This window comes from Thermacetogenium phaeum DSM 12270 (assembly GCF_000305935.1).
GTDB lineage: Bacteria > Bacillota > DSM-12270 > Thermacetogeniales > Thermacetogeniaceae > Thermacetogenium > Thermacetogenium phaeum.
In genome coordinates this window covers 2,377,772-2,399,736 of the sequence record NC_018870.1, presented here as the reverse complement: position 1 = coordinate 2,399,736, position 21,965 = coordinate 2,377,772, and the positions used below count along the sequence as shown (strand labels likewise).

Genomic DNA, 21,965 nt, shown 5'->3' with positions numbered 1-21,965 from the left:
GTCAAAGCCGGCCTTTTAGCCCACCTCCTTACCCAGATAGGCCTCAATGACGTCCGGGTTGTGCTGTACCTCTTGAGGTGTTCCTGAGGCGATCTTCTGTCCGTAGTTGAGGACGTCCACGTGATCGGAGATGTTCATGACGAAGCTCATGTCGTGCTCCACGAGCATGATGGTGATCCCCATGTCTCTGATGTTCTGTACCACCTCCATCAGAGTTTGTTTTTCCTGGGGGTTCATCCCGGCCGCCGGTTCGTCCAGGAGCAGGAGGACTGGGTCCGCTGCCAGCGCCCGGGCGATCTCCAGGCGGCGCTGCTCTCCGTAGGGAAGATTTTTGGCCAACTCCTCCCTTTTATCCAGCAGGTCGACCGCCCGCAGGGCTTCGCACGCCCTTTCCTCTATCTCCTTTTCCTCTTTTTTAACACCGGGAAGGCGGGTGATCGCCCCGAGCATTCCGGTGCGCCCGCGGCAGTGGCGCCCGATCCGGGTGTTGTCGAGTACGGAGAGATTCTTGAAGAGGCGGATGTTCTGAAAGGTGCGGGCAATTCCCAGGGCGGTGATCCTGTAAGGCTTGAGCCCGGTGATGTCCCGGCCCTGGAAATAGACCTTCCCTGCTGACGGCTTGTAGAGCCCGGTGATCATGTTGAAAATGGTGCTCTTCCCGGCTCCGTTGGGGCCGATGAGGGCGCTGATCCACCCTTTTTCCACCCTCAGGCTGACGTGGTCGACGGCCATCAGCCCGCCGAACTGAATGGTGATATCCTTAAGCTCCAGCAGTGCGGTCATTGTTGCCGTACCCCTCCTGCATCCTTAATCCGTACAGCTTTTGCCAGCCTGCGGCGGTAGATGTCCAGCAGCAGCTTCCTGAAGTCAACGCCGCCCAGCAGCCCGTGGGGGCGGAAGATCATCATGCAGACCATCAGGGCGCTGTAGATGAGCATCCGGTATTCCTTGACGAAGCGCAGGAATTCGGGGGCCAGGGTGAGCACCGTGGTGCCCAGAATCGTCCCCGGGACACTTCCCAGCCCTCCCAGCACCACGAAGTTTAACAGTTCGAAGGACCTGGATACCCCGAAGTCGGCTGGGTTCAGGTACTGGATCAGGTGGGCATAGAGCCCTCCGCCGATTCCGGCAAAAAAGGTGCCTGTGGCGAAGGCCTTAACCTTATAGAGCAGGGTGTTGACCCCCATGGCCTCCGCGGCCAGCTCATCCTCTCTGATGGCCATCAGGGCGCGCCCGAAGCGGGAGTTGTGAATCCTGTACATGCAGGCGATCGACAGAACGGCGATCACCAGCACCACGGCCAAACTGGTATTCCTGGGGATTCCGGCGAGCCCGCGGGCACCCCCGGTGATCTTCAGGTTGATGAAGACGATCCTGATGATTTCGGCAAAGCCCAGGGTGGTGATCCCCAGGTAATCGCCGGTCAGGCGCAGGGATGGGAACCCCAGCAGGAGCCCCACCAGCCCTGCAGCGAGCCCTCCCAGAATCACGTTGAGGAGGAAAGGGGTCTGCAGGTGAAGGCTCAGCAGGGCAGCCGTATACGCCCCGATGCTCATAAACCCGGCGTGTCCGAAGGAAAACTGGCCGGTAATGCCTGTGATCAGGTGGAGGCCGAGAGCTGTGATCAGGTAGACCCCGGTGAGGGTGAGGACCTGGTTGATGTAAGGGTCGTTGAAAAATCCGGTTATTGCTTCCATGATCTGCCTACACCTTCCTTTGGATTGGGCGTCCCAGGATTCCCGTGGGTTTTACCAGAAGCACCAGGATCAACAGCGCAAAGGCAATGGCATCGCGGTAGGTGCCGAATCCCACCGCTACCCCCATCACTTCTGCCACTCCCAGGAAAATTCCACCGAGCATGGCTCCGGGGATGCTCCCGATGCCCCCGAGAACGGCGGCACAGAAGCACTTCAGCCCGACGATAACCCCCATCAGGGGATGGACGGAGTTGAAGTACATTCCGACCAGGACGCCGCCTGCACCGGCCAGGGCGGCGCCGATGGCGAAGGTGAAGGAGATGATCCGGTTGACGTTGATCCCCATCAGATTGGCCGTTTCGTAACTTTCCGATGTCGCCCGCATGGCCTTGCCCACTTTAGTAAACTTGACGGTCAGGTGCAGGGCTACCATGAGGATGCTGGAGACCAGCAGGATGACTATCTGCACCAGAGAGAACTTCACCGTGGCCACGGTGTAGATGGTGTCCTTGACGATCTCCGGGAATCCCTGGGCGTTGGGCCCCATAATCAGGGTCATCAGTGTCTGCAGGAAGAGAGAAACACCCAGGGCAGAAATCAGCGGGGCAAGGCGCGTCGATCCTCGCAGAGGACGGTAGGCCACCCTTTCGATCAGGACGGCCAGAGGAACGCAGACCAGGATCGCCGAGAGCATGGCGATAAAAAAGTTCACCTTGTAATAGAGTACCATGAGGAGGCCGGTGAAGGCGCCGATCATATAGACTTCTCCGTGGGCGAAGTTGATGAGCTGGATAATCCCGTAAACCATGGTGTAGCCCAGAGCGATCAGGGCATAGGTCGCCCCCAAAGTGATGCCGTTTATGAGCTGCTGCGGCAGTAACTGTAAAAAGGTTTGGACCTGTTCCATATTCAAGAAGCCGCCTTCCAAATATAGGTTAAAGCACAGGCAAGGGGAATGGCTCCCCTGCCTGCACCGAAATTGAAATTAGGATTCTGGTTCACTCTGTGTCCGCTCCTGACACGGAGTGTGTGGCTGCCGGACAACGGCAGCACCGGCCGTCGGGCGTTGAACTAAAAGATGAAATTCGAATCCGGCCGCCTGCGTCGACCGCCCGGCGGCCTTTAAGTGGTGAGCTACCCGAATCAACTGTTGACATCGATGGCCGCCTTAACCACAAACTGACCGTTTTTAACCTCCAGGATGTATACGGGGCTCTTGATGGGTTCCCTGTTCTCATCCAGGGTGATGGTGCCGGTCACTCCCTCCCAGTTCTTGGTTTTGGCAAGCGCATCCCGGAATTTGGTGGGATCGCTGCTGTTGGCTTCCTTCATGGCGTCCGCCAGCCACATCACCGCGTCGTAGCCCTGAGCGGCGAACATGTCCGGGAGTTTGTTGTTGTTTCTGGCTTTATATTTCTCGATGAAAGCCTTGGTTTTTTCGTTGGCTCGCTCCATGTCCACGGCAAAGCCGGTGTAAACCATGCTGCCTTCGGCAGCAGCGCCGCCCAGCTCATACAGCTCCTTGCCCAGCAGTCCGTCACCGCCGGCTATTACCTGTTTCAACCCCTGCTTGCGCATCTCCTTCAAGAAGAGCGCTCCTTCGGTATAGTAACCGGTGAAGATGACCCCGTCGAAGTCTTTTTTAGAAAGGGAGGTTACCACGGCGCTGAAGTTGGTGTCACCCTCCATGATCGTCTCTTCCGCTACGATTTCGATCCCGTATTTGGCCAGTGCGGGGCGGAAGATCTCCGTCAGGGACTCGCTGTAGTCCAGTCCGGTGGTCGTCACCAGGGCGATCTTCTTCCAGCCCAGCTCCTCGGCCAGGTACTTTACCATACCGGGAGCCGCTACCACATCGGGGAGGCAGTCCCGGAAGATGTAGTCGCCGATTTCCAGCACCCCCGTCCCCACGGCGCCGGCGGACATGAGGACGATCTTGTTTTCCTGGCAGATGGGGGCTACCGACTTGGTGATCCCCGTCGTCGGATCACCGACGATGGCTACGACCCCCTGGGTGATCAGCTTCTGAGTAACGCTGACCGCCTGCGAGATGTTGCTGCCGTGGTCGCCTTCGACGATTACCAGCTTTTTCCCTAAGACCCCACCTGCTTCATTGATCTCTTCAACGGCCATTTCCATGCCCTTCAAGGTTTCAATACCGTAATGGGCGTGGTTGCCGGTTTTACCTCCAAGAAAACCGATCTTTATGGTGTCCCCGGTCTCTGAGGATGTCTGGGAGCTGCCGCATCCCGCCACCAGCAGGGCCAGGGAACATAAAGCCACTAAAAATGTTAAAATAAATCCCTTCTTCAACGTCTTACCTCCTTTTCCTTAAAGACGGTAAAGTAATTAAATACCAGATTCATTCTTGCCCTCCCTCTATCAATAATCACTCCCTTCCAGGCAAAAATAAAAAGACCTTTAAAAAGGATAAATTCAACAAAAATTCAGAAAAACCTTTCTTATTTGCGAATTTTGAGACCGTTATTTTCTCGCCTCTTCATCCCGTGCTGTAGCGAGAAAGAGATAAATCCCGCTTATAATGACCAGGCCTCCGAGCAGCTGTAGTGAGCCGGGTATTTCCCCGAAGATCAGGTAGGCGAGGATGCTGGCTCCGACCGGTTCCCCCAGGATGCTGACGGAAACCACCATCGTTTTGACATAGCGCAAAGCCCAGTTGGAAACCGTGTGGCCGCCGATGGTGGGGATGACCGCCAGAGCGAGAAACCACAGCCAGTCCAGGGGGGGATAGGGATAAAGGGGAATGCGGGCGCAGAGAGTGAAGACCAAAAGAAAGGCCGCCGCCGTGCCGTAAACCAGGAAGACGTAGGGGAAGAGAGAGAGCTTCCCCCGCAGGTTACGGCCGAGGAGGAAGTAAAAGGCTATAAAAAAGGCTCCCGAAAAGGCCAGGATATCACCCAGCAGGGCCTCTCCCCCGATCCGGAAGTCTCCCATCCCCACCAGCACGCTCCCGGTCAGGGCCAGGGCCGCTCCGGTCAGGGTCTTCGGACCGAACTTTTCTTTAAGAAAGAGGAAGCCCAGCGTCACTACGAAGAGTGGCTGCATGGTAACAAGCACCGTGGAGCTGGCAATGGATGTGTACTCCAGTGAAGTGATCCATGACCAGAAGTGGAGGGCCAGAAACAGGCCGGCGGTTAACGCCGCAACCAGGTCGCGTCCGGCAACCCGGCGGAGTTCGGCGCGCCCGGAGCGGGAGAGAGCGAAAGGGGCGATGATGAGCAGGGTGAAGCCCATGCGGTAAAAGGCGATAACCAGCGGCGGGGCGCTGGCCAGCCTCGTAAATATCGACCCAAAGGAAATGGCCCCTACCGACAGGATAACTGCCAGATAGGGGTTTATCGGCGGTTTTTCGCTGTTTTCCAAGCCGGTCGCCTCCCGCTTGCGAATCTGACAAAAAAATAAAAAACCTCTTCTTAATAACGGATTCCGTATCTTTTTCTCTTCTGCTCTCTTTCTTGAAAATCGAGCCGCCTGTTAACTTGCCGCAGAGGGCTGCCGACCGCTCTTTAGGCTTTTCCAGAAGGTGCCTTTTGACATCCCTTTTGATTCGGCCGCTTGCCTGTGCTCCTTCGTCCAGGGCGGCAGAAGCAACCTTCAAGGTTGTGCTGTGCCGGCAAAAAAGCTTTTCTGCCGGCACTGCCGGAGGCATGGCGTCCTGCGGCCTCCTGCAGCGGTCTTCTGCTTTGTAGCAGGGTAGCTGGATGGGTACCTGTTTTCTATTCGAGGGCGTGGTGCCGTTTTCCTCTTGGTGAGCAGGGCGCAAAAAGCTCCTTCTGACGCTCTCTCCTCATCGGTGAAAAGGCTCTCGAGGGTTAAAGGCATATCGAAAGCGGCTTTAGGCCAGGCTTTAAATTTTAGAATTCGGGAGGGAAATACACTCCGGGATGTGTAGCGATTGGAATATCCGGGTTGGCTCAATGGGGTTGTGGAGAGGCTTAACAGGACATACGGAGAAGAGTTTTGAGAGTGCTATGAGGGCGAGACAAATCTAGGAGAAATGCGGCCGTGCAACTCTTGACAAGAGGGGTTTCAGCGTTTAAAATGTTAACTGCTAAGCTACTTACCGTGATGGTGGGTGTAGCTCAGTCGGCTAGAGCATCAGGTTGTGGCCCTGAGGGTCGTGGGTTCGAGTCCCATCACCCACCCCATTTCTGCGGTGGGGCGTAGCCAAGTGGTAAGGCACGGGACTTTGGATCCTGGATGCGAAGGTTCGAATCCTTCCGCCCCAGCCAATCGAGCGCAAAGGAATTTAAATATTAAATAAAAGTTAAATAGCAATATCTGCGCCATTAGCTCAACTGGTAGAGCAGCTGACTCTTAATCAGAAGGTTGGGGGTTCGACTCCCTCATGGCGCACCAAATAAGGCCTCCGAAACCCGGAGGCCTTATTTAAATGTGCGCCCGGCATGGGCGTTAACTTGGTGGTGAAAGTCCACTGCAGGCGAGGCAGCACGAGTCTGCTAGCCAAGGGCAAGGGTGTCCATCGCGAGGTGGAATCCGAAGGAAGCCGGCGGCAAAACCACGGCCTGATGAACAAGAACCCCATAAGAGGCTACGCCGTTCGGATGAGCTGGCGTTACACAGCGAAATCCCAGGCAGACATAAGGACGGCGGGGTATATGGGGCGGGCGCGGGGTGAAGGTTAACGCTCTTACCCGGGGAGGCCTGCCGGATAAGCCAGGCAAAGCTGGTAACCCGTGTCGAAAGGCGCGGCTGAGCCGGCAGGAGTCAGCAGAGGGCATAGTACCCTGGGGGACATGAACTCCAGGGGAAGGCCCGAACATCAAGACAGAGGTGAGACCGATGAGTTCGCGAGAAGGTCGAAGACTCTAGATTTCCCCGAGAGGGGCCTGCCTGCGGGAGGAAGTGGTGAAGCCAGGGGGGACCGCAGGAGGGCCGAGCTCTTCTCCGGCACGAGGCGGGGCGGCACCTCGCGGAGGACAAGGTAGCGGCCTGAACGCTATTCTCTTCTTCGTCAAGCTTGGTGAACCGCCGGATGCGGACCCGCATGTCCGGTGGTGTGAGAGGACGGGGGCTAGCCGCCCCCTCCTACTCGATGTTTATTTGACCACAATTTTTCCGATTATTCCGCGGGAGGGCCGGACGCCTCCCTGTAAAGGTCATAACCTATGGTAACCGGGCCGTCTTCGCTTTCCCAGACGGCTTCTTAGGAAGATAACTCCCCAATTCTCCTGCACCAAATGCCAGTCGGATGATCGTAAGATAACCAAAGCCTCTGCCATGAAGATACATCAAGTTCACCCGCCGGTCTACCGCTCGACTCCCGATTCCAGGCCGGACAGGACGATGGCTCGCTTCGGGACAGCTCTGGGATGCTGTGTAACAAGTTGCGAACTGCTTCTGCCAATCGCAGCGTTTGGCCTCGCTACAAATCCATTCCATCGAAACTCATAAGGTGTCTGTACTCGCATCCCGACCTGTCATCCTTGCTTCGCCTGTCCTGTTACCCGGCCTTCCATAGGCCGCTCGCCGGTAGACCCGTCGGGTATTTTCATGCTCTGTTGGTGCCGCCGGTTGCGGCATGGTGGTCTACGATGTAAAACAACCGACCAAAGCCGCAGACGATTGGCAAGTAAGCCGATTTTATAGCCAGCTCTCTGCACGTCATTAACCGGTTGCTCCGTCGGACATCCCCGTAATTGACGGCAATTTTTCGAATTGATGGGATTTTCCCCATAAAGGACTTTTTTTGTCTATCTTGAATTAGTATTTAGAAAAAGCCTTTGGGGGTGTCGCTGGTGTTATCGAGACTGCAGGAGGCAATCTACCTCAAGAACCATCCGGTGGCCGTCCTCTGGTCTGATGAGCTTCCCTCCGGTGCAATTACTCCAGGCAAAGGACATGAGGAAGGTTGCGTTGTCGCTCTGGCCCGCCGGGTGGCCTACGAGGGTGTCGTTGCCGCTATCGGGCGGGATAATTACGGGTGCCGTGGTGCCGGATATCATCTGGGTTTTGTTGAGAAGCTCTTCCCGAACTTCCGCTACTTCCTTTCCTGCGGCCTGCCCGGCAAAGTGCGGGGTGAAGGCTATAAAAAAACGCCGGAACTGGTGGATGCCTGGCTGAGTGGATTCAAACCGCTTCCCGCTGCGGCGGACTACTGCATTATGAAGCCGGTTGGCCTTCTGTCGGCAGAGGAGAAGCCGGAGTCGGTGTTTTTCCTGGTCAAACCGGATCAGCTGGCGGCGCTCATCGTGCTTGCCAATTACGACCTGCCGGGAAATGACGGAGTGATCGCTCCCTTCGGGTCCGGATGTGACAGTATTATCCTGTTTCCCCGCCTGGAACGGAGAGGCAGTAAAAGAGGGATCGTTGCCCTTACCGATATCTCCGTGCGCGGTATTCTACCCCCGGATGTTCTGGGGTTTGCGGTTCCTTTCGAGAGGGCACTGGAAATGGAGAACAATGTGCCCGGGAGCTTCCTGGAGCGGGAGGATTGGCTGGAGGTCAGTAGAAGGCTGTAAGCGGCGTTGTAATGGCAGCCCTTCGGGAACCTGATGCCCGAAGAGGTCTAATAATTCCACAATTAGGTAAAATACCCCTGATTTGACGGCGTAATCTTATATTAAGGGGGATAGAGCCGTTGCCGCAAGAGGTTTTGTTGAGCCTTAAAAACATCAGTAAAACTTACACCATGGGTGAAGTCCAAGTAGAGGCACTCAAAGAAACCTCTTTGGATATTTACAAGGGGGAGCTGCTGGTAATCCTGGGCCCCAGCGGCTCGGGCAAGAGCACCCTGTTGAATCTGATGGGGGGTATAGATAGGCCCGACGGCGGGGAGATAATTTTTGATACCCGCCCCCTGACCAATGCCCGGGAAAAAGAGCTGACTCTGTACCGCAGGAGGGATGTCGGCTTTGTATTCCAGTTTTACAACCTGATCCCCGATCTGACCGCAGCCGAAAACGTAGCACTGGCCGCCGAGCTGGTGGCAGAGCCGTTGGCCGTTGACGAAGTGCTGCGGGATGTCGGCCTCTTCGAGCGGAGGGATCACTTTCCTTCCCAGTTGAGCGGCGGTGAACAGCAGAGGGTGGCCATTGCCCGGGCGATCGTGAAGCGCCCCAGGCTCCTGCTGTGCGATGAACCCACCGGTGCCCTGGATTACGAAACCGGGAAGATGATTTTAAAGCTCTTGTCCGGGGTCCGGGAAAAGTATGCCGGTACGGTAGTGATTGTTACCCATAACACCGCCATCGGCGGTATGGCCGAGCGGGTGGCGCGCATGCGCAGCGGACAGGTGGTGGACGTCTCTGTGAATGCCTGCCCGCTGCCGCCGGAAAGGATTGACTGGTAATGAGCATCCTTGCCCGCAAACTGCTGCGAACCATTGGGAGAACCCGCGGCCAGTTTTTTGCCCTGGTGCTCGTCATCAGTCTCGGGGTCATGATCTATATCAGTATGAACATGGCGTATTTAAACCTGAGCCGCTCCCAACAGCGGTTTTATCAGGAGAACCGCTTCGCCGATTACACTTTTGTGGTGGCCAGAGCACCGGAATCGGTGGTGGCCAGGGTGGAGGCCGTACCCGGAGTGGTTAAGGCCACCGGGCGTATTCAGAAGGACGTACACATTGTGAAAGAAGGGAACCGGTGGGCAACAGGACGCATGACGGGTTACCCGCTCCCCCTTGAGGGTGAGGTGAACAGCCTGCAGCTGTTATCTGGGAGCTGGTTTGACCTGGAAAGTCCGGATCGGATCGGGGTGCTTGTGGATCCCCAGTACGCCCAGGCGAACGGCATCACCCCCGGCCGGGAGATCGAGGTGATCGCCAACGGAAGGAAGATTGCCCTCACGGTGACCGGCGTTGCTACGAGTCCGGAATTCGTCTATCCCTTGAAAGATGCCGGATCGCTTATTCCGGAACCCGAGCGCTTTGGGATTATCATGGTCCCCCAAGCCCATGCCCAGCAGATTCTGGGGCTGTCGGGGCAGATCAACCAGATCCTGGTGGATCTGGCGCCGGGGGCGGATGAGGAGAGGATTAAGGGGCAGATTGAAGACATTTTAGAACCCTATGGCAATCTGGCCAGTTATCCGCGCCGGGACCAACAGAGCCATGCCATGCTGCAGGCGGAGCTGGATGGACTGCAGCTGATTGCCGGTTCGATCCCCTTCATCTTTTTCCTGATCGCGGCAGGGATTCAGTTTATCATTCTCATCCGTCTGATTCGCTCCCAGCGGGTGCCGATAGGGGTTATGAAGGCGCTGGGATATGATAACAACCGGATTATGTGGCACTACACGGGCTATGCCCTGGCGGTCAGTTTGACGGGCGCCGCTGCAGGAACCGCTTTAGGGGTGGGGCTGGCCGCCCTGATGACCGGTATCTATGTTCAGTATTTCAACCTGCCTGATATCACCAGCCGGGTTGACATTCGAGTGATATTATACAGCTTCTTGATAACCTCCCTGGTAGGTATTTCCTCCGGCCTGCTGGCATCCCGGTCGGTGATTGCCGTTAATCCGGCAGAGGCGATGCGGCCACAGCCTCCTGCTGCCGGCAGGCGTACCCCTATCGAGGGATGGGCTTGGCTGTGGAGGCGGTTGAACGGCAGCTGGAAGATGAGCCTGCGCTCCATCTTCAGAAACCGGGTTCGCTTTGCGGTTACCGTTTTGGGAGTCATGGTCTCGGCGATTTTGCTGGTTTTTTCCTGCTTCACCAACGATGCCATCGATTTTCTCATCGATCAGAATTTTCGACAGGTCAACCGCTACGATTATCAGGTTCGCTTTAGCGGTCCGGTTAAATATGCGGAGCTTTCGGACTGGACCCGGTGGGATGAAGTCCAGCGTATGGAGCCAGTGCTGGAGCTGCCGGTCAAGATTCGTGTGCGGGGGCGAACGGAGGATGAGCTGCTTATGGGTCTGGAACCTTCCGGGCGGCTGAAACGGGTTTACGATAAGTACGGGCGAGAGCACCGTATTCCCGAAGAAGGCATCCTGATCAGCAGCCAGGTGGCCGAAAAGCTGGGATTGAAGGTGGGGGATGAAGTTACCGTAGAAGCCACCCTGGAGCAGGGATTCTCCCGCGCCTCCCAGCTGAACGTAATCGGGATATACCATCCCATGACCGGGAGCGGTTCTTTTGTCTCCCTTACGACTGCCAACCGCCTCTTGGGTGAGAAGGATGTAGTAAGCTCCGTTTTGTTGAAGCTGGATGCCGCGGAGATGAGTTCGGTTGAAGAGCGTATAAGAGATATGGGACGGGTGGCTTCTCTGACCAGTCTCTCCCAGGAAAGGGAAGCATTTGAACAGTTGCTGGGGACAGCAGCGGCTTCTATCGCCTTTATGATGTTGTTTGCCGGGCTCTTGGGGCTGGCGATCGTCTATAACACGTCGGTCATGGCCTTTAACGAGCGGCAGCGGGAGCTGGCTTCGATGCGGATTCTCGGATATTCTCAAAGGGATGTGGCGGGATTGCTGCAAAAAGAGACCTGGATCCAGGCATTGCTGGGAATTGCGCTGGGGTTACCTGCAGGAAAAGCTACCGGTGCGGCGTATGTATCCAGTTTCAGTACAGAGCTATACAGCTTTCCGGCCATTATTTACCCACGCACCTATTTGATAGCCGCCGCGGCTGCCCTGTTTTTCGTCTGGATCGGGCAGCGGTTGGCACTGCGCAGGTTAGGCAAGCTGGATATGACGGAAGCGCTGAAAGGCTTTGATTAAGGGGGAGGGCAAAGATGAAGAAAAAAGCCCTGGTTGTGGGGGTAGTTGTGCTGGCCGTCCTCGCAGCAGCTGCAGCCTTAGTTCTGGCCGGCGGAGGACAGCAGGTTGAGGTGGTCAAGGCGACCAGAGGGGTTCTTACTCTGACGGTGGAGGAGACCGGGTACGTTCGGGCGGTCGACGAAAGCAGGGTGCAGGCGTCTCAGGCCGCCCGGGTGATTGAGGTGCTGGTTGAACCGGGAGATACTGTGGAGCCGGGGGAAACTTTGATGCGCCTTGCCAGTCCGGAACTGCTGGCCGCTGTGGAAGAGACGCGCTCTCAGCTGTTACGGTGTGAAGCGGAACTGCAGGATGCCGAATTGAACGCCGAGCAGCTGCGGGCGGAGCTGGAGCAGGCGGAGGAAGACCTGGCCAGAAAGAAAAGCCTGCTGGATTCGGGGGCGCTTACCCGGGTGGAGTATGAGCAGGCCGAGCTGGAGGTGACCAGGTTAAGAAACAGCCTGCTGCGGCAGGAAGCGGCTAGAGAAGGATTAAACAATGAGCTTGCCGGTCTTCGTAAGATGCTGGCGAGCCAGGAGGAAAGGGTTCGGGAATTGCAGGTGGTCAGCCCGATCGGGGGGACGGTGCTGGATCTACCGGTAAAAACCGGGCAGGTAGTGTCGCCGGGCACTTTGCTCGCCCAGGTAGGTTCGGAGAACCGCCTGGAGGTCGAGGTCGAGCTGTTGAGCGACGACCTGCGGATGGTGAAGGAAGGCCAGACCGCCCGGATTACCGCTCCGGTGCTGGGTGAGCGCACCCTCACCGGGAAGGTCAGCAAGATTCATCCCCGTGCCTATGAAAGGACTTCGGCCCTGGGGGTGGTTCAGCGCAGGGTTCCGGTGACGATTGCTCTGGATGAGAGCGGCAACTTAAAGCCGGGTTATGAGGTCAGGGTGTCCATAGAAACCCTTCGCAAGGAGGGAGTTCTCCTGCTTCCTCGGGAGTCCGTGCGGTTGGCCGCCGACGGCAGCTACCGGGTTCTCGCCCTGGTGAACGGCCGTCTTGAGGAGCGGGTCATTCAGGTGGGGGAGAAGAACCAGCAGGTGGTGGAGGTAATCAAAGGGATTAAACCCGGCGAGAGCGTGGTCAGGGACGGAAGCCAGGAGTTGAAGGAGGGGACGCGGGTCAAGCCGGTGCCGGCCGGGAGTTAGCCGGCAGGTATCCCTTTGATTGCGGTCGGCCTTTTGAGTCCGCTTTTCTCCACATAATTGCTGTGTTTACCCCAAATGGGCAAAGGAAGACGGCTCACTTCGGGACAGCTCTGGGATGCTGCGTAACAAGTTGCCTGTCCTGTTACCCGGCCTTCCATAGGTCGCTCGCCGGTAGACCCGTCGGGTATTTTCATGCTCTGTTGGTGCCGCCCCAGGCGGCGTGAGGGTCTGCCCTATTATTCCTTCTGGACTCACCAACCAACTAAAGAACCTTAACGTTTTGCCTTCGTCCAGGAGAACTGACAAGCCCAATTCACATGATGAGCGATTTTAAAATTTAGGTATTTGGAGCGACGGGGATTTCTAAGTAAAAGGAAACGCCCCTTTTTTCTTCATTGACAGCCCATATTTTGGCATTATGCAAAGCAGCAACACGCTGGACAACAGCCAAGCCGAGCCCAAACTCGCCGTTGGGCCCTTTTTTGAATTTTTGAAACAGTGTCTCAATGACTTTCTTATCAATATGTGGCCCGTCGTTCCAGATGCGCAGTAGAGCATTTTTGTTACCATTGGTGGGACAGGATAGAGAAACTGTGATTTGTTCTTTGGCATAGCGGATCTGGTTATCAAACAAATTTTCCAAAGCTACCTGCCATTGCTGCGGATCTCCTTTAATCTTGGTGGGAGAAAGCTTCAACGACCAATTCACTTCACTGCGAAGCCAGCGCATCTTTTCTACCACTTCTTTGATCAATTCGCTTAATTCAAATACTTCCCCTTCCGTTCGGTGTGTAGCCAGGTAATCGAGCTTAGTCAAATAAAGAAGATTACGAATAAGCGTTTCCAGCCTTTTCGCTTCTTCTTCGATCACCTGAACTGTGCTTGTTAAATCCCCTTTGGGATAAATTCCGTCCAAGATCGACTGGACATAACTCCGAATCACCATCACAGGGGTTTTCAGCTCATGGGACACGTGCTGGAGAAACGACTGCTGAAGTTCATCTTGCTGAATTAGCTGTTTTCGCAATTGCTCTATGGATTCCCCTAACCTGCCGATCTCGTCTTTGCGCTGCAATAAGATGGGTTCCTGCCACTCGCGATTGGCAAGCTTTTTCACCCGCTTTTCTAAAGCAACCAGCGGGTTTGACAAGTATCTTGCCAATCCAAGAGCAGGGAACCAACTAAGCATGAAAACCAAACTCATTATTAATAGTAACTTCCTAAAAAGGGTTTGAACCAAATCTTGGCGATACGAGTCCCACATGTAGGAGACAAGAAAAATCTCTTCTCCCCAAATTTGGCTCCTTGTCACCACATAAAAGAGTTTCCTGCCGGCAACTTGTCCGCTGTCTCTCTGGCTATCTTTGGTCTGCTCTCTTATCTGATCCCTTAGTTCATTTAGAAATTCTTGGGGAAGCTGAGGACCGCGAAAAAAAATGAAACTTTCTCTTTCAGGGACAAATATCAAATGATTGACTGCACGAATGTCATCCAGCGGTTGGCCTTGGTTGGCGAAAAGACTCGCCTCCCAAATCTCTCTGTTAAGCTCGGTTCTGGTAAACAAAAATCGTTGGGCGCTTTCGATAGTAGCATAAATTTCTTTGGTAAAAAAGTCCCGCAAGATCCAGGGGAAGAGAACAGACAGCAATACGGAAATGCTCAAGGTAATAGCTGCAAAGACTAACCAGATTTGCAATGACAACGGAAGATTTTTCATGATCTCACCATCCGGTAACCGTAGCCGTAGATCGTTTCGATGCGCAGTTCGGGCATTTTCTTGCGCAGCCGTCTGACCAAATCGTCAACCACGCGTTCTGTTCCGAAATAGTCTGCACCCCAGATATGATCGAGTATTTGTTCCCTTGACAATGCTTGTCCTTGATTTTTGGCAAAGAAAAGCAAGAGGGCGAATTCCTTGGAGGTCAACTCGACGATCTCTTCACCTAGCTTAACTGTTCTGCTGGCTTCATCAATGTAGTAGGGTGGAATTGTGAGGACTGGGTTTCCGGTCTGTTTCCCGGGAGGCATGTACACGCGCTCCAATAATTTCCGGGTGCGGATCACCAACTCGCGGGGTAGAAAAGGTTTCGGCAGATAATCGTCACTTCCCATTTCCAGACCAACGACACGGTCGATATCAGCGTCGCGGGCAGAGATGAAAATTATGGGAACATGCGGGGAAAAAGCTTTAATTTCTTTGATAAGGTGGTAGCCGTCGATATCAGGGAGCATAATATCCAATATCCACAAATGGGGAGGATCGCTGATGGCCTGTCTTGCTGCTTCTCCGGTTAAAAAGGGAAAAACCTGCCACCCTTCTCTTTGTAAATAGGTAGTAAGCACAGAATTAAGATTTTCATCATCCTCCACCAAATAAATTCGAAAAGTCATCTTCTGACCACCTCAACTTAGATTATAACAAAAAGGACGTGCTTTTCTTGACACGTCCTTTTTGATGAAATCCGAAGAGTTGGATTGAGGGGAGGCACTAAATTTTTAACTGTCGAGCTCTTTTTAGGTGCACTCCAAGCAATTAGATGATAGAGGAGGCATTAATTTAAGTTTCTAATTGAGACTGCTCCTGCCGCAATTGCTGGATCTCTTCCCGGAACTGCTCACGTGTTATCTCTCCGTTCTTCAGTTTTTCTCTCAGCTCTGCGATCTTCTCCTTGACTTCGTCGGGAAGATCCGCAGGGATTCCTCTTCCTCTGAACTGGAACCCTTCAGGCAGGATCTGTTGCATCTCTTCACAGAACTGCTCGCGTGTTATCTCTCCATTCTTCAGCTTCTCTCTTAGTTCTGCAACCTTTTCCTTGACCTCGTCGGGAAGATCCGCAGGGATTCCTCTTCCTCTGAACTGGAACCCTTCAGGCAGGATCTGTTGCATCTCTTCACAGAACTGCTCGCGTGTTATCTCTCCGTTTTTGAGCTTCTCTCTCAGTTCTTCGATTTTGGCCTTCACCTCATCAGGAAGTTCACTTATTTTTTCGAGCCACCCGTTTCTAGATTGCTTCTGTTCGGCAACTGCTGCTCCCCTCGAGCTTTTCCCAGCATCTCCACTAGTAGCTGCGAACGCTACCGTAGACATCGAAAGTGCAAGGATAAGGGTTATTGGGATGATGGTTTTTTTCCAGTTAATTTGAAACCACCCCTTTCACAATTATTATTTTCGAGTGCCTCCCGCATCGATAGTATGTGACAGAAATGCGGAAGAATTATAAAAAGTTTATGGGAAATTGTTAAATCCTTATCTCAGACAAGATATCCGTGTTCACTTTCACGTTTCATAATTTCCCATAATTTTTTCATAGTTTTTCCACATTTCACCGGTAGAATTTCTCAAGAGCGTGTTCTTCTGAAGCTGTTCTAGATCACGGTACCCGTTTAGGGAATTATTACCAAAAGGGGGTTTAGCACCATTAGAGGTAGCAGAAAGGACTCTAAAAGGCTTGTATTGCCTAAATCTGAGTAATGAGGTGGTGATATGAAGAACAACAGAATTGCCAGTTTCAATAGTTTGCTGTTAATCCTGATTTTCTTACTTTTTTCTATGTCAACCATGAGCTGTAGCAGTGGCACGGAAAACCAACAAACAGAAGGCCAAACACAGAGCAAAGCCGAAAGTCTCGTTACCAGTGAAAACATCGATGTTCCAAGAGAAAAACCGGACCTGATAGGGAAGGTAAAAGATATTGTTGGTAATGAAGTGACAGTTTACAAAGTTGAAATAGCAGAGGCGACAGAGCAAGAGACTCAAGAAAACAGCCAAGGAACAGTAGCAGACGAAACGAACCAAAACAGCCAAGACCTCAGGAGAGCAAACAGATCCTTCGACCTGAAGGTAACTGAAGAAACCGAAACGTTTATCATCCCTGTAGGCACTCCTATAGTCACAATGCAAAGGGGAACCAACGAAATCAAGACAGTTGCCCTAACTGAAATAAAGAAGGACGAGTTACTGCGCGTCTGGAAAAAGAACAACACAGTTATATTTGTGCAGGTAATGAGCGGAAGTAGTGAAAGGTCAACGAACCAAAATGGAGAAGCGACAGATAGAAAGGGTGGAGCAGAAGGCCCTCCAGGAGGCCCACCGTTAGGTCTTCCCTTGGGAGGTCCACAATGAGCAAAAGTCCTAATAAGTGGATCATTGATGCCCGGAATATTGTTAAAGTATACCAGAGTGGCTCTGAAGAATTGAAGGTTCTTGATAATATCAGTTTAACCGTACAAGAAAACGACTTTGTCGCCATTCTAGGACCTTCCGGATCAGGAAAATCCACTTTACTAAACATACTAGGATGCCTGGATCTTCCGACTTCTGGACAGTATTTTTTGGACGGAATTGATGTCCTTAAAGCCAGGGACAATCAATTAGCTGAGATCCGCAACAAGAAAGTCGGGTTTGTTTTTCAGCAGTTTAACCTTTTACCCAGGTTAACCGTACTTCAGAACGTTACCCTTCCCTTGCTCTATCGGGGAGTGAACGAAGACGAAGCTGTTGCTTCAGCCAAGGAGAAGTTGAAACAACTGGGGCTAGATCATAGACTAGATCACCGACCCTCTCAACTATCAGGAGGAGAGCAACAAAGGGTAGCCATTGCCAGGGCAATCATAGGTAGCCCTCGTTTGATTCTGGCAGATGAGCCAACCGGAAACCTGGATAGCAAGTCAAGAGAAAATGTCATGGAAATATTTCAAGAACTTGATGGACAGGGGAACACGATAGTAATGATTACCCATGATCCTGAAGTGGCAGAACGGGCGAAAAAGGTGCTTTACATCCGTGATGGTAAAATCCTTGAGAGTGATCGGAAGTCTGGGGGTTAAAAATGTGGTTCAGCTAAAAGGCAACAAGCGCCTGTGGGCCCTTGTAATTGTGATTGTGTTAGCGGTAGTCTCAACAATTCTGTGGTTATTACAACAGAGTAAAAGCGAGAAAGAAACAGTCCGATATGAGCAAACGAGAGTAAAAAGGGGTGATATCCTCGTCGGGTTCGATTCTGATGGCAGCATCGAATTTTCCAAAGTTAACCTAAGGTTCAATGTCAGTGGCACAATTTCTGAGATATTGGTTACTGAGGGAGATAAGGTTAAGAAAGGTGACCCGATCGCCAGACTGGACAGTCAGGATTACCAGAACCAATACCAGTTGGCCTTAGCCAACCTCCAAAAAGCTCAGGAGGATAAAACAAAAAGCCTTTTAGATTACGAACTCAAGATCAAAAACCTCGAAAACGAATTGCAGCAACTAAAAGATGAATACCAGGAGATGGAAGCTCTACCTGAGGCGTACTCTGCTAATGAGGTCAAAATAAAGAAAGCAGAGATAGAAACCAAAGAGTTGGAATATCAAAAACTGCTCAAGGAATATGAAATGCTGAAGAACCAGGAGTCAAGCGAATACGAACTCCAAGTAAAAATGGCCAGAGATAATTTGGGAAATACAATCTTGTATGCACCGGTTTCAGGTGTTGTCTTAGATTTGTCAAAAAAGGTGGGGGAACGCATCACCGAGGACCAGGACTTCGTTACGATCCACGAAAATAACAAAGTCCAAGCAACGACAGATGTGATCGAGTACGATATCAGTCAAATCGAAGTCGGACAGAAAGTATATGTGACAGTCGAAGCCCTGCCTGACCAAAAGTTTGTGGGCAGAGTAAGCAAAATAAACTTTCTGGCATCTGATGATTCTTCTGGTTTAGTAAATTACAGTGTTGTTGTCGATATTGAGAACCCCAGTCCTGAATTGAAAGACGGGATGACCTGCGTGATTACCTTTGTCAGAAAAGAAGTGCAAAACTGCTTGATAGTGCCGTACGAGGCCGTTAAGATGGTCAATGGAAAACAGGTTGTGCTGGTCGTTGATGAAAATGGTCAAATGAGTGAAAGAGAGATCAAGACAGGTTTTACAGATGGTAACAGTGTCGAGGTTCTAGAAGGCCTTAAGGAAGGCGAAATTGTGGCTTACCCGAAGAGGGGTTGATTGATTTGAGGATGAAACACCTGGTCAAGTTGGCCTTGGTTAACATTTACCAAAACAAAACCCGGACCTTCCTGAGCACACTGGGAGTGATTGTCGGGACAGCAACGATCTTTTTGGTGATCGCCATCGGCAAAGGTGGAGAGGCTCAGGTAAGTGAACAGTTTTCCAAACTGAATGTTGGGACAATTATAGTTCGGTCCGCCATGAGAGGAAAAGTGGTGGACCCCTTAACCGAAAAAGATGCCGAGTTGTTCGCCCAGAGTGAGTACATCGCCAGTGCTTTTCCGGTTTTGTTCGGAAACGGAGACATCAGCTATGCCAATTATTCTCAACAAAGCGGTTTTATCGCGATTTATCCTGAGTTCCAGGAAAAAAACAATTTAACAGTTTGGCAGGGAAGGCCGCTTGGTGATGAAGATGAAGAAAACAGAAACAAGTGCGTGGTCTTAGGGGGCGAGTTGGCGTATGTGCTCACTGATGGCAATCCTTCGGAAATACTTGGGCAAACCATAACCATTAATCACCGAAAATTTGAAGTAGTGGGGATATACAACAGGGTAGGGGATTCTGGCTCAGGGATGAGTTACGATGATTCTGCGTTTTTGCCCTACACGGTGGGAAAAAGGTATCTGTTGGGTAAAAGCGCTAATCCCACCATTTTCGTCCAGGCAACAGAGCTGGAGGCAGTACAGTTGGCCGTAGAGGATATAACAAGTGTCCTTAATGAGACCCATCGGGGGGGAGGAGCGGAACAATTTCGCATCTTAGATGCAGGGAGCAGACTGGCGGCAGCTCAAGAATCAGCCAGAACCATGTCTTTGCTGTTGTTGGCAGTAGCGACAGTGGTCTTGATCGTAAGCGGAATCGGGATCATGAATGTAATGTTTGTAACAGTTAAGGAAAGAACCAAGGAAATCGGGATCTTGAAAGCTATTGGTGCCAGGAAAAGGGAAATATTAAGCCAGTTTCTTCTGGAGGCAGTGATTATCAGCTTGGTAGGGGGGTTACTAGGAGTTGTCTTCGGTTATTTTGCTGTTCCTCTGCTCGAGTTTCTTGACCTCCCTGCTCTCCCTTCAGTAACCGGTGTTTTATTAGGATTGCTCTTCTCTGTAATTACAGGCATCTTCTTTGGGTTTTATCCAGCCTTACAGGCTGCTGGTTTGAATCCAATAGAGGCTTTAAGATATGAGTGAGGGAGAATATATGAAAGTAAAATTGATTTTGGTGTTGACGCTACTGTTTGTGTTGAGTGGTTATGCTTTCGGATACGCTTCAGAGGATATTACTTCGAATGGTTCAGAGAACGTAATTACCTTAGAGCAAGCCAAGGAACTGGCCAGGAAAAACGGCAGAAACCTCAAAAAGTACGAAATCAACACCGAAAAAGCGAGATATCAACTATACCAGATCGATGAAGAATATGGAGATGCCGAGGATGAATATGACTATCTAGTGTACAGGATAAACAGTCTGAGTGAGGAATACTCTGAACTTCGCTCTAAATTAGCAGAATTAAATGAAGGCGACACATCTGGTGACATTAGTGTGGAAGATATCGAAAAAAGGATGGACGAAATCCAAAAAGAAAGGGATTCTCTTTGGGATAGGATAGATCAGCAGGCCGATGTTGTAGAGTCTTTATCAGACCAAAAAGAGAATGCAGAGAACCAGTACGAGGATGCAGTTGTCGAAGAAGAAAACTTTGAGAAACAGCTAGATTACATAGTTGAGGAACTATACACAACAATACTGAAACAGGAGAAAAGTTTGAATTCCTTAAGCAAAGAGTACGAGATAAAACAAGTTTTGCTTGAAATGGAGAAGACAAAATTGGAAATCGGCAGGAGCACCCAATACAGGGTAGGCGAGTTATCGGCCGAGTTGGCAACTGTAAGCAACAGGATAGAGGAATTGCAAGACTCGATTAATGCATCAAAGGGAAAACTGAATGACATCATGGGGAGAGATTATGATGCTGAGTTAACCCTGACTCCTTTTGAAGTTCCCGACAGCAATGAAATCCCTGATGTCGGAACATTATTATCAAGGGCTTCTCAAGAGTATTACCAGATGCCCCAGCTCGAAAGGGAGATTGAGCAGAAAAAAGAAGACCTGGATGATGTTGACGAAGATACTTACCAAGATGAATTATTGGAACTGGAAATTGAAGAATTAAAACTCCAGTTGGAAGAGGAGAAGTACAAGGTGATAGAAGCTGTTAAGAGTCTGGTGGCAGGGTTCGAAGCCAAACAGAAAAACTATCAACTGTCTCTGGCTAATTATGAAAAGGCGAAGAAGAATTATGAGTGGGACCAGAAGAGATTCGAGATGGGGCGAATTTCTAAAATGGAGTTGCTCCAGAGTGAGCTCAATTTGTTGAACAGTGAAAGTGAAAAAATTGCTGCTGAGTATGCTCTCTATTTAGCCAGGCGCCTTTTAGAGTTAGCAGAAGATGGAATACTATTATAAGTGTTCTTCTTTTACAAGAACGTCGGCGTCATAACTGCACGGATACTGGTATCGGGTGTCGATCAGATGGAGAGAGAGGTCATCGATGTAGCACGGACTCTGGGGGATAACACTGCTCAGGCCTATTTCCGTGTTGTTTTGCCGACGATGGGGGAAGCCCTGTTTTCCGGTTTTATCCTGGGTTTTTCCCGCTCTATTAGTGAGTTTGCCGCAGTTATTATGTTCGGTGGTAACCTGCCCGGTTCCACTCAGGTGCTGGCGTCTTATGTCTTTACCAAAGTAGAAGTAGGGGAGCTGGACATGGCGGTAACAGCAGCTGTTTTTTGTGTTTTACTCTCCCTGTTAATTGTGTCATTGCTCGGTTTCAGGAGGGTTAAACATGCTTAAACTAGAAGGTATCAAGAAGAGTTACGGCAGGGAACGAGCACAGCTATCAAAGCAGATGCAGTTTGGCCCGCTTCCTTGTTCCTCGCCCCCGGGTTATGCTCCTGGACGAGCCGTTAAATGGAATGGATACGGCGCTCAAGGAGAAAATGCTCCCTGAGTTCAGAAAGGCGCTGAAGGCAGCAGGTGTCCCGGTTCTCTTCGTAACCCATGATGCAGGAGAAGCAGAATTGATAGCAGACAGTTTTGCGGTGATCACCGGCGGTCGGGTGTATTCAGTGAACGGCTGCCGGGAAGCCTTCGAGCTGATGCGCAACCACAGCTGAGCTTGCAGGGAGAACTGTTTTTAAGCCCGGCTGCTCTTGTCTAGACGGCCGGGCTTGCTTTTAGGAAAACTTCCAGACCGGGAGTTGATCCGGAGTTCAAAGCTGCATCTTTTTTGGGTCGCTTCGGATAAGTTGAATATGAGATAATACCACTAGAGAAGAAAAGGAAATCGGGAAGAATTGGGCGAAAATTGGGTATAGCTTTGTT

The 21,965-nt window shown here is 51.8% G+C and carries 19 protein-coding genes and 3 tRNA genes; 14 read left to right on the top strand and 8 right to left on the bottom strand.

Annotated elements, in window-relative coordinates:
• Positions 1–15: 15 nt before the first annotated feature.
• The 5 genes from TPH_RS11820 to TPH_RS11800 form a co-directional block, all read right to left on the bottom strand.
• Complete coding sequence (locus TPH_RS11820) at positions 16–783, bottom strand: ABC transporter ATP-binding protein (RefSeq protein ID WP_015051428.1); 768 nt, start codon at positions 781–783, stop codon at positions 16–18.
• Positions 780–1,697: a branched-chain amino acid ABC transporter permease gene (locus tag TPH_RS11815; protein ID WP_015051427.1), complete on the bottom strand. Its 918-nt coding sequence runs from the start codon at positions 1,695–1,697 to the stop codon at positions 780–782. Before TPH_RS11815 ends, TPH_RS11820 begins: the two co-directional genes overlap by 4 nt.
• Before the next feature lie 7 nt (positions 1,698–1,704).
• A complete protein-coding gene (locus TPH_RS11810; RefSeq protein WP_015051426.1) occupies positions 1,705–2,604 on the bottom strand; it encodes a branched-chain amino acid ABC transporter permease in 900 nt (299 codons plus the stop codon).
• A 236-nt stretch (positions 2,605–2,840) separates the two neighbouring features.
• Positions 2,841–4,010: an ABC transporter substrate-binding protein gene (locus TPH_RS11805; protein WP_015051425.1), complete on the bottom strand. Its 1,170-nt coding sequence runs from the start codon at positions 4,008–4,010 to the stop codon at positions 2,841–2,843.
• A 171-nt stretch (positions 4,011–4,181) separates the two neighbouring features.
• On the bottom strand, positions 4,182–5,081 hold the full coding sequence (locus TPH_RS11800; RefSeq protein ID WP_015051424.1) for a DMT family transporter: 900 nt from the start codon (positions 5,079–5,081) through the stop codon (positions 4,182–4,184).
• Positions 5,082–5,789: 708 nt separating this feature from the next.
• On the opposite strand from TPH_RS11800, the gene TPH_RS11790 reads away from it, so the two are divergent.
• From TPH_RS11790 to TPH_RS11750, 7 genes are all read left to right on the top strand, one after another.
• Positions 5,790–5,866: transfer RNA gene (locus TPH_RS11790), tRNA-His, on the top strand.
• Positions 5,867–5,875: 9 nt separating this feature from the next.
• Positions 5,876–5,950 (top strand) — tRNA-Gln (locus tag TPH_RS11785).
• Positions 5,951–6,001: 51 nt separating this feature from the next.
• A tRNA-Lys gene (locus tag TPH_RS11780) sits at positions 6,002–6,077 on the top strand.
• 1,400 nt (positions 6,078–7,477) lie between these two features.
• Positions 7,478–8,200 (top strand): DUF169 domain-containing protein, encoded by a 723-nt coding sequence (locus TPH_RS11765; protein WP_015051423.1) that lies wholly within the window; start codon positions 7,478–7,480, stop codon positions 8,198–8,200.
• Positions 8,201–8,319: 119 nt separating this feature from the next.
• Positions 8,320–9,030: an ABC transporter ATP-binding protein gene (locus TPH_RS11760; RefSeq protein WP_015051422.1), complete on the top strand. Its 711-nt coding sequence runs from the start codon at positions 8,320–8,322 to the stop codon at positions 9,028–9,030.
• Positions 9,030–11,405, top strand: a complete 2,376-nt coding sequence (locus TPH_RS11755) for an ABC transporter permease (protein WP_015051421.1) — start codon at positions 9,030–9,032, stop codon at positions 11,403–11,405. Before TPH_RS11760 ends, TPH_RS11755 begins: the two co-directional genes overlap by 1 nt.
• 14 nt (positions 11,406–11,419) lie before the next feature.
• Positions 11,420–12,592: an efflux RND transporter periplasmic adaptor subunit gene (locus TPH_RS11750; RefSeq protein ID WP_015051420.1), complete on the top strand. Its 1,173-nt coding sequence runs from the start codon at positions 11,420–11,422 to the stop codon at positions 12,590–12,592.
• Positions 12,593–12,929: 337 nt separating this feature from the next.
• On the opposite strand, the gene TPH_RS11745 is transcribed toward TPH_RS11750, so the two are convergent.
• The 3 genes from TPH_RS11745 to TPH_RS11735 form a co-directional block, all read right to left on the bottom strand.
• Positions 12,930–14,309 carry a HAMP domain-containing sensor histidine kinase gene (locus TPH_RS11745; RefSeq protein ID WP_015051419.1) on the bottom strand — a complete coding sequence of 460 codons (1,380 nt, stop codon included), beginning with the start codon at positions 14,307–14,309 and terminating at the stop codon, positions 12,930–12,932.
• A complete protein-coding gene (locus tag TPH_RS11740) occupies positions 14,306–14,983 on the bottom strand; it encodes a response regulator transcription factor (RefSeq protein WP_015051418.1) in 678 nt (225 codons plus the stop codon). Before TPH_RS11740 ends, TPH_RS11745 begins: the two co-directional genes overlap by 4 nt.
• A gap of 166 nt (positions 14,984–15,149) precedes the next feature.
• On the bottom strand, positions 15,150–15,554 hold the full coding sequence (locus TPH_RS11735; protein ID WP_049886128.1) for an SHOCT domain-containing protein: 405 nt from the start codon (positions 15,552–15,554) through the stop codon (positions 15,150–15,152).
• A 522-nt stretch (positions 15,555–16,076) separates the two neighbouring features.
• Between TPH_RS11735 and TPH_RS11730 the strand changes: the two genes are divergently transcribed.
• The 7 genes from TPH_RS11730 (at position 16,077) to TPH_RS11700 (ending at position 21,757) form a co-directional block, all read left to right on the top strand.
• Positions 16,077–16,715: a hypothetical protein gene (locus tag TPH_RS11730; protein ID WP_015051416.1), complete on the top strand. Its 639-nt coding sequence runs from the start codon at positions 16,077–16,079 to the stop codon at positions 16,713–16,715.
• Positions 16,712–17,419 (top strand): ABC transporter ATP-binding protein, encoded by a 708-nt coding sequence (locus TPH_RS11725; protein ID WP_015051415.1) that lies wholly within the window; start codon positions 16,712–16,714, stop codon positions 17,417–17,419. The genes TPH_RS11730 and TPH_RS11725 overlap by 4 nt, the downstream gene beginning before the upstream one ends.
• The gene (locus TPH_RS11720; protein WP_236608882.1) at positions 17,397–18,578 is read left to right on the top strand and encodes an efflux RND transporter periplasmic adaptor subunit; all 1,182 of its coding nucleotides are present in this window, start codon (positions 17,397–17,399) and stop codon (positions 18,576–18,578) included. The genes TPH_RS11725 and TPH_RS11720 overlap by 23 nt, the downstream gene beginning before the upstream one ends.
• Positions 18,575–19,771 carry an ABC transporter permease gene (locus tag TPH_RS11715; RefSeq protein WP_201764452.1) on the top strand — a complete coding sequence of 399 codons (1,197 nt, stop codon included), beginning with the start codon at positions 18,575–18,577 and terminating at the stop codon, positions 19,769–19,771. Before TPH_RS11720 ends, TPH_RS11715 begins: the two co-directional genes overlap by 4 nt.
• Before the next feature lie 10 nt (positions 19,772–19,781).
• Positions 19,782–21,047 (top strand): TolC family protein, encoded by a 1,266-nt coding sequence (locus TPH_RS11710; protein ID WP_015051412.1) that lies wholly within the window; start codon positions 19,782–19,784, stop codon positions 21,045–21,047.
• Positions 21,048–21,434 (top strand): ABC transporter permease subunit, encoded by a 387-nt coding sequence (locus tag TPH_RS11705; protein WP_015051411.1) that lies wholly within the window; start codon positions 21,048–21,050, stop codon positions 21,432–21,434.
• Between the two features lie 62 nt (positions 21,435–21,496).
• Positions 21,497–21,757, top strand: coding sequence for a P-loop NTPase family protein (locus TPH_RS11700; protein WP_049886126.1), 261 nt, complete (start codon positions 21,497–21,499; stop codon positions 21,755–21,757).
• The last annotated feature ends 208 nt before the right edge of the window (positions 21,758–21,965 follow it).

What these genes read in the sequence shown, in the direction of transcription:
- TPH_RS11745 (WP_015051419.1), bottom strand. Translation starts at nt 14,309, where the DNA reads ATGAAAAATCTTCCGTTGTCATTGCAAATCTGGTTAGTCTTTGCAGCT.
- TPH_RS11740 (WP_015051418.1), bottom strand. Translation starts at nt 14,983, where the DNA reads ATGACTTTTCGAATTTATTTGGTGGAGGATGATGAAAATCTTAATTCT.
- TPH_RS11725 (WP_015051415.1), top strand. Translation starts at nt 16,712, where the DNA reads ATGAGCAAAAGTCCTAATAAGTGGATCATTGATGCCCGGAATATTGTT.
- TPH_RS11730 (WP_015051416.1), top strand. Translation starts at nt 16,077, where the DNA reads ATGAAGAACAACAGAATTGCCAGTTTCAATAGTTTGCTGTTAATCCTG.
- TPH_RS11820 (WP_015051428.1), bottom strand. Translation starts at nt 783, where the DNA reads ATGACCGCACTGCTGGAGCTTAAGGATATCACCATTCAGTTCGGCGGG.
- TPH_RS11815 (WP_015051427.1), bottom strand. Translation starts at nt 1,697, where the DNA reads ATGGAAGCAATAACCGGATTTTTCAACGACCCTTACATCAACCAGGTC.
- TPH_RS11710 (WP_015051412.1), top strand. Translation starts at nt 19,782, where the DNA reads ATGAAAGTAAAATTGATTTTGGTGTTGACGCTACTGTTTGTGTTGAGT.
- TPH_RS11750 (WP_015051420.1), top strand. Translation starts at nt 11,420, where the DNA reads ATGAAGAAAAAAGCCCTGGTTGTGGGGGTAGTTGTGCTGGCCGTCCTC.
- TPH_RS11810 (WP_015051426.1), bottom strand. Translation starts at nt 2,604, where the DNA reads ATGGAACAGGTCCAAACCTTTTTACAGTTACTGCCGCAGCAGCTCATA.
- TPH_RS11755 (WP_015051421.1), top strand. Translation starts at nt 9,030, where the DNA reads ATGAGCATCCTTGCCCGCAAACTGCTGCGAACCATTGGGAGAACCCGC.